Origin of the sequence: Vibrio harveyi NBRC 15634 = ATCC 14126 = KCTC 12724 (genome assembly GCF_001591145.1) — a bacterium.
GTDB lineage: Bacteria > Pseudomonadota > Gammaproteobacteria > Enterobacterales > Vibrionaceae > Vibrio > Vibrio harveyi.
In genome coordinates, this window is sequence record NZ_BCUF01000030.1 from 65,533 (window position 1) to 72,362 (window position 6,830).

Annotated in this window: 4 protein-coding genes; all 4 read left to right on the top strand. The window is 46.3% G+C overall.

The genetic code is table 11. The features are described from left to right. Positions 1–13 precede the first annotated feature (13 nt). A complete protein-coding gene (gene fabB / locus VHA02S_RS16075; RefSeq protein ID WP_005448024.1) occupies positions 14–1,225 on the top strand; it encodes a beta-ketoacyl-ACP synthase I in 1,212 nt (403 codons plus the stop codon). 328 nt (positions 1,226–1,553) lie between these two features. After that, positions 1,554–2,687 (top strand): 4-phosphoerythronate dehydrogenase, encoded by a 1,134-nt coding sequence (locus VHA02S_RS16080; protein WP_038898837.1) that lies wholly within the window; start codon positions 1,554–1,556, stop codon positions 2,685–2,687. Beyond that, a complete protein-coding gene (locus VHA02S_RS16085) occupies positions 2,684–3,697 on the top strand; it encodes an aspartate-semialdehyde dehydrogenase (protein WP_005448028.1) in 1,014 nt (337 codons plus the stop codon). The genes VHA02S_RS16080 and VHA02S_RS16085 overlap by 4 nt, the downstream gene beginning before the upstream one ends. Positions 3,698–3,896: 199 nt before the next feature. After that, on the top strand, positions 3,897–6,830 hold a 2,934-nt coding region (locus VHA02S_RS16090; protein WP_303621202.1), incomplete at its 3' end, for a FimV/HubP family polar landmark protein.

Here is a 6,830-nt window from a genome sequence, read left to right on the forward strand (position 1 = left end):
TAGGAATGTCATAATGAAACGAGTCGTAATCACCGGTATGGGTATTGTTTCAAGTATCGGTAACAACGTCGAAGAAGTTCTAGCGTCTCTTAAAGCGGGCAAATCTGGCATCACTGCGTCTGAGCAGTTTAAAGAAAACGGTCTGCGTTCGCAGGTATGGGGTGATCTGAAAATCAACCCAGCAGAATTTATTGACCGTAAGCAGATGCGCTTTATGGGTGATGCGGCTGCTTATGCATACCTATCAATGCAGCAGGCAATTGAAGACGCTGGTCTATCTGAAGAACAAGTTTCAAACGATCGTACAGGTATCGTTGCTGGTTCTGGTGGTGCTTCTGCATTAAACCAAACAGTAGCAACTGACACGATGCGTGCAAAAGGCGTAAAACGCGTAGGTCCATACATGGTTCCACGTACTATGTCTTCAACAGTATCAGCGTGTCTTGCAACACCATTTAAGATTCGTGGCGTGAACTACTCAATGAGCTCAGCTTGTGCAACGTCTGCACACTGTATCGGTCACGCGATGGAGCTTATCCAACTTGGTAAACAAGACATCGTTTTTGCAGGTGGTGGTGAAGAGCTAGATTGGTCTCAAACTATGATGTTTGATGCGATGGGCGCACTATCAACTAAATACAACGAAACACCAGACAAAGCATCTCGTACTTACGATGCAGACCGTGACGGTTTCGTAATCTCTGGTGGCGGCGGCATGCTAGTTATCGAAGAACTAGAGCACGCTCTAGCTCGTGGCGCGAAAATCTACGGTGAGATCGTAGGTTACGGTGCGACTTCTGATGGCTACGACATGGTAGCACCATCAGGTGAAGGTGCCGTTCGTTGTATGAAGATGGCAATGCAAGATGTTGATGCTATCGACTACATCAATACCCACGGCACTTCTACTCCAGTAGGTGACGTGAAAGAGCTAGGCGCTATCCAAGAACTATTCGGTGATAACAGCCCAGCAATCTCTGCGACAAAAGCAATGACAGGTCACGCACTAGGTGCAGCTGGCGTTCACGAAGCGATTTACTCAACGCTAATGCTAGACAACAACTTCATTGCTCCAAGTGTGAACATCTCTAACTTGGATGAAGCAGCACAAGGTCTAGACATCGTAACGGAAGCTCGTGAAGCTGAGTTAACGACGGTTATGTCAAACAGCTTTGGTTTTGGTGGTACAAACGCGACATTGGTAATCAAAAAGTACCAAGCGTAAGCGACTCAAAGCTAACTGAATTTGTTGGTCGGAATGTCACTATGATTTTCTCAAATGGCGTCAACGGACCGACAAACCAGTTTCCAGAGCTTGATCAGTCAAACTGATCGAACAGACGCAGACTCTATCCCAAGGAGAGCGGGATAGGATCCTTTTGTTCTGGAACTTTGCCCGGCTAATTTAGCCGGGCTTTTTCTTTTCTGAAACCTGTTTAGGAAAGTCACTTGGGTATAGTTGTTGAGATTTTTCAAGAAAAGGGCACAATCGCTTTAGCTTCGCATCTTGCGAATAAACGAACTCATACAAATGGATGTTAAACGCTGGCGCTATGAAAATTATTGTTGATGAAAATATGCCGTACGCTGAAGAGCTATTCAGCCAACTCGGTGAAGTGATTCTAAAACCTGGTCGTACACTAACCGCCGATGATTTAGTCGATGTCGACGCGCTAATGATTCGCTCAGTTACCAAAGTAAACGCAGAACTGATCAGCAAAGCAAACAAGCTGAAGTTCGTTGGTACAGCAACCGCAGGTATGGATCATGTTGATCAAGCGCTATTGCAAGAGAAAGGTATTTTCTTCACCGCAGCACCTGGTTGTAACAAAGTTGGTGTTGCCGAGTACGCGTTCAGCGTCATGATGGTGCTAGCACAACAACAAGGCTTCTCAGTTTTCGATAAAACCGTTGGTATTATTGGCGCGGGTCAAGTCGGTAGCTACCTTGAAAAATGTTTGAAAGGCATGGGCATAAACGTGCTCATCAATGATCCATTTAAACAAGAAGAGGGTGATTCTCGCAGCTTCACTCCGCTAGCCGAGCTGATCGAACGTTCTGACATCATTACGCTGCATACGCCTATCACTAAAGATGGTCCACATCCAACGCATCACCTGATTGATGAGGCAGTGCTAAATGGTCTTCGTAGCGATCAAATTCTTATCAATGCCGCGCGCGGTCCGGTCGTTGACAACCAAGCGCTAAAGCAACGTTTACTGAAAAACGACGGCTTTACAGCGGCACTCGATGTGTTTGAGTTTGAACCAGAGGTTGATATGGAGCTTCTGCCTCTGCTAGCATTCGCAACCCCTCATGTTGCAGGCTATGGTCTGGAAGGGAAAGCTCGCGGTACAACAATGATTTTCAACAGCTACTGTGAGTTCTTAAATAACGAATTACGTGCGCATGCCAGCGATTTACTGCCAACCGCGCCTGTTCCTACTATGGTATTGGACAGAGCATGGGATGAAGCAACGCTGCACAACATCACGCAGTTAATCTATGATGTGCGTAAAGATGACGCTCTTTTCCGCCGCGAAATCAGTAAGTCAGGCTCTTTTGACCTGATGCGTAAAAACTACTGGGATCGCCGCGAGTACAGCGCTGTCACGCTAATGGGTAACGAAACATGCAATCTTGCACCATTAGCAGAACTAGGTTTTCAGGTTGAGGTAAGTCAATGAGCCAGCAATACAATGTTGCCGTATTAGGTGCGACCGGTGCGGTCGGTGAAACAATTTTGGAAGTGCTTCAAGAGCGCAAATTCCCGGTAGGTGAAATCTTCCTACTTGCGAGTGAGCGTAGTGAAGGCAAGACTTACCGCTTCAATGGTAAAACGGTACGTGTTCAAAACGTAGAAGAATTCGATTGGTCTCAAGCGCACATCGCACTGTTTTCTGCTGGTGGCGAACTGTCAGCAAAATGGGCACCAATTGCCGCTGATGAAGGCGTTATCGTTATCGATAACACGTCGAACTTCCGTTACGAATATGACATTCCTTTGGTTGTGCCAGAAGTAAACCCAGAAGCGATTGCAGAATTTCGTAATCGCAATATCATTGCAAACCCGAACTGTTCTACCATCCAAATGCTGGTGGCACTAAAACCAATTCATGATGCAGTGGGCATTGAACGTATTAACGTTTCAACTTACCAATCTGTATCAGGTGCAGGTAAAGCAGGTATTGATGAGCTAGCAGGCCAAACAGCGAAGCTGCTAAATGGTCTACCTGCTGACAAGAAGCAATTCTCTCAACAGATCGCGTTTAACTGTATTCCACAAATCGACCAGATGATGGAAAACGGCTACACCAAAGAAGAAATGAAAATGGTGTGGGAAACGCAAAAAATCTTTAACGACCCATCAATCACAGTAAACCCAACTTGTGTACGCGTACCTGTATTCTATGGTCACGCAGAAGCGGTTCATATTGAGACTCGCTCACCAATCGATGCACAAGAAGTGATTAACTTACTTGAGCAAACAGATGGTATTGAAGTATTCCACGGTGAAGACTTCCCAACACAAGTTCGTGATGCGGGCGGCAAAGACCATGTAATGGTTGGTCGTATTCGTAACGATATCAGCCATCACAGTGGCGTGAACCTATGGGTTGTTGCCGATAATGTTCGTAAAGGCGCAGCAACCAACGCAGTTCAAATTGCAGAAGTTCTGATTCGCGATTACTACTAAGTCGACCACGTTAAGAACCTTAAAGCCTCGCACTATGCGAGGCTTTTTTGTTCGAATAGCGTAAAATTGTGTGAGATTAGTACGAATATGGTGAGAGCCACACATTTTTTACCCTCAAAGCTATAGTTTTGAGGGCTATATCCGATATATTTAACCGATCACTATTTCAAATTGTTACTAGCACCAAACTGAGCCTTCTATGCGTCAAAATTATAAGCGTTTGTTAGCAGCCCTTGTGCTGATGAGCGCGACTCAGACATCGTCATTGGTTCAAGCCGAAGGTATTCGTCTTGTAGGACCCTCTGGTGAAGTGCAAGCGTCTCCGAGCTTTGCTGAGGAGATTGAACGAGCGTTGCCCGCTCCACCTAAAAATGACCAACCGTCGCGCTTCTTTGGCCCGACAGGTCAAAATGAGACTTTATGGTCGATCGCTTCTCAATTGCGACCTTCTCGAAATGTTTCCGTACAACAAACGCTGCTCGCCATCTATAGAATCAACCCTCAAGCGTTTGATAAACAGAATATCCACGAACTGATTCCTGGTAGTCGATTACGTGTCCCTTCTCTGGAGCAAGTGCAAAGCGCAACAACTGCGCAAGCTGTTGCCATTATGAAAGCGCATGAAGCTCGACTCACTCAGCCAAAAGCAACGCCTACTCAACCTGTAAAACCGAAAGTTGAGCCGCCAAAACCAGTGGTTGAAACCGCAAAGCCAGATCCAAAACCAGAGGCTGCGAAACCAGAAGCTCCGAAACCAGAGCTGGTAAAAGTGGTAAAACCTGAGACGCCAGTGCCTGCAGTGACCACCTCACCAGAAGGCGAGAAGCAAGTCAGTGCGCTGAAAGACAAACTGCAAGGCTCGCAAAGTGAATTGGAGTCTTTGGAAGAGAAGAATCATCGCCTGCGTTTGATGCTTTCTGAAGTACAAAGCGAAGTTGAAACGCTGAAAACATCGTTGAATGACGAAGAGCGTATTCGCTCAGAAGTTGAAAAATTGTTAGCTGAAGAGCGTCAGCGTGTTGCCGAGCAACAGCGTATGCAGCCAAGTACGATGGATAAAATTCTATCGAATGGCTGGCTTGTTGGTCTTGCTGCGTTGATTCCGGGTGCGTTAATCGCCTTGTTAGTCGTGATGATGCTTGGTCGTCGCTCGAAAGCGAAAGAGGAAGAAGCGGCTGCGCAAGAGCAGCAAAGTACAGATCCTCTTGCTGCGCCAATTGGTTTAGCAGCTGCAGATGAATTAGACGAAGAGCTGAGCCTTGATGACGACTTGTTCGGAGATGATGACGAAGCTGAAAACCTATTCGAACAAGAAGAACAGCAAACTGAAGAAGAGGATGTCTTCGGGAACCTTGATGATGACGAGCTTGACTTCAATCTTGAAGGTGATGATGGCGAGGACCCATTTGCTGGCATCGGTGACGATGGCGATTTAGACGTTGGCTTTGATGAATTTGATTCCTCTAGTAATGGCATCAAGGTTAATGGCGAAGAAAAAGCCCTGGGTCTTGAAGAAATGGAGCGCGCCTTGGATGAGGTGGCACCTGAACTTGAAGTGCTAGATGACGATGATGCTGGCTTCGATCTTTCTGACGAAGATGGTTCTGATGCGATGTCTGATGATGCTTTTGCTGAATTACTCGCAGCTGATGAACCGGCAGAAGAGCTGCAAACAGATGGCGTCGACCAAGCAATGTTGGACGACTTGTTTGCTGACCTAGATGGTGATGATCTCAATCTGGACGTTGAAGAAGATAAGCCAGCTGTAACTGAGAACGCATTTTCAGCTGGTGAAGCAACGGACGATGACATCGATAAACTGCTAGCACAATACGAGCAACCAACATCAAGCGAATCAGATGATGATGTATTTGATGAACTTGAGGCGCTTTCCGGTCTAACAGAAAACGACTCAAGTGAAGATGACGCATCGGCGCTTCTTGATGAGTTGATCGGCGAAGATGATGGTGAGTCCCTTAACGAGCTTGACCCTCTTGAAGAGCTAGAGGATATCGCGGGCTTGAGCGAAGAGCCTGCGATCGACGAAGACAGTACCGATTTACTCGATGAGTTGATTGGCTTTGATGATGAGGACTCATCCGACGATGACTTTGATCCGCTTGATGAGCTAGAAAAACTATCAGGTTTCGAGAATGACGATGCTCTGGCAGACATTGATGAAAATAGCGTTGATTTGTTGGACGAGCTGTTAGATGACGATAACGAAGAATCGCACAGCGAACCGAACAGTGAAATTGACCCATTTGATGATCTAATTCGTGAAGATGACGAACCAGAGAACATTCAAGATGATGAAGACCTGCTTGCCTCGCTTGGTTTTGATGATTTAGAGCCTGTAGAAGAGGAAGCGTTAACTTCGACTCCTCAAACTACTGCTGGCGTCGAATCAACATTAGATTTAGAAGATGAAAAAGCAGCACTTGGATTAGATTCCGGTTTGGATATTGATGCGCTGCTTAGTGACAACCAACCAGAGGCTGAAAGTCAGCCTCTGACTGAGCCTCTCAGCACAGAAGCTGAAGCCGAGCAGTCTGAATCCGATGTTAATTTCAACAGCAATGATTTCTTTGGTGACCTAGAAGATGCTTCACCAAAGCATGACCCGTTAATGACGGAGCTGGATGATCTCTTCGATACCGACAGCGAAGCTCTAAAACCTGCAGAGCAAGAAGGTGCGGACTTTGCTGCAGAGCTTGACGCATTGATTGGCGGTGAAACGGAATTCGCGGATGAGGCGGAGCTTGAATCCGAGCCAGAAACATCAGTTGAAGAACTAGCAGTGGTGGAAGAATCTGTTGAGCAGCTTGATACAGCGGAGCTTCCATCAGACGACGTGCCACAAGTGAACCAAGCTGAAAGTGAATCTATTGCAACTTCAGATATTGAAGAAGAGCCTGCTTTCACTCCGACGCCGAACACAGTTGAAAATGAATTTGGTATTCCTCAAGAGGAAGATTGGCTAGTTGATGATATTGAGCCTGAGGGCAAAACAGAGCAAGAGCCAGTCGCAGCTAACTCAACTGCATCTAATATCGATGAAGAAGAGTTCAACCTAGACGATTTAGAACTTCCTGAATTCAGCGAAGAAGATACGCTAGCGTCAATGGCAGAA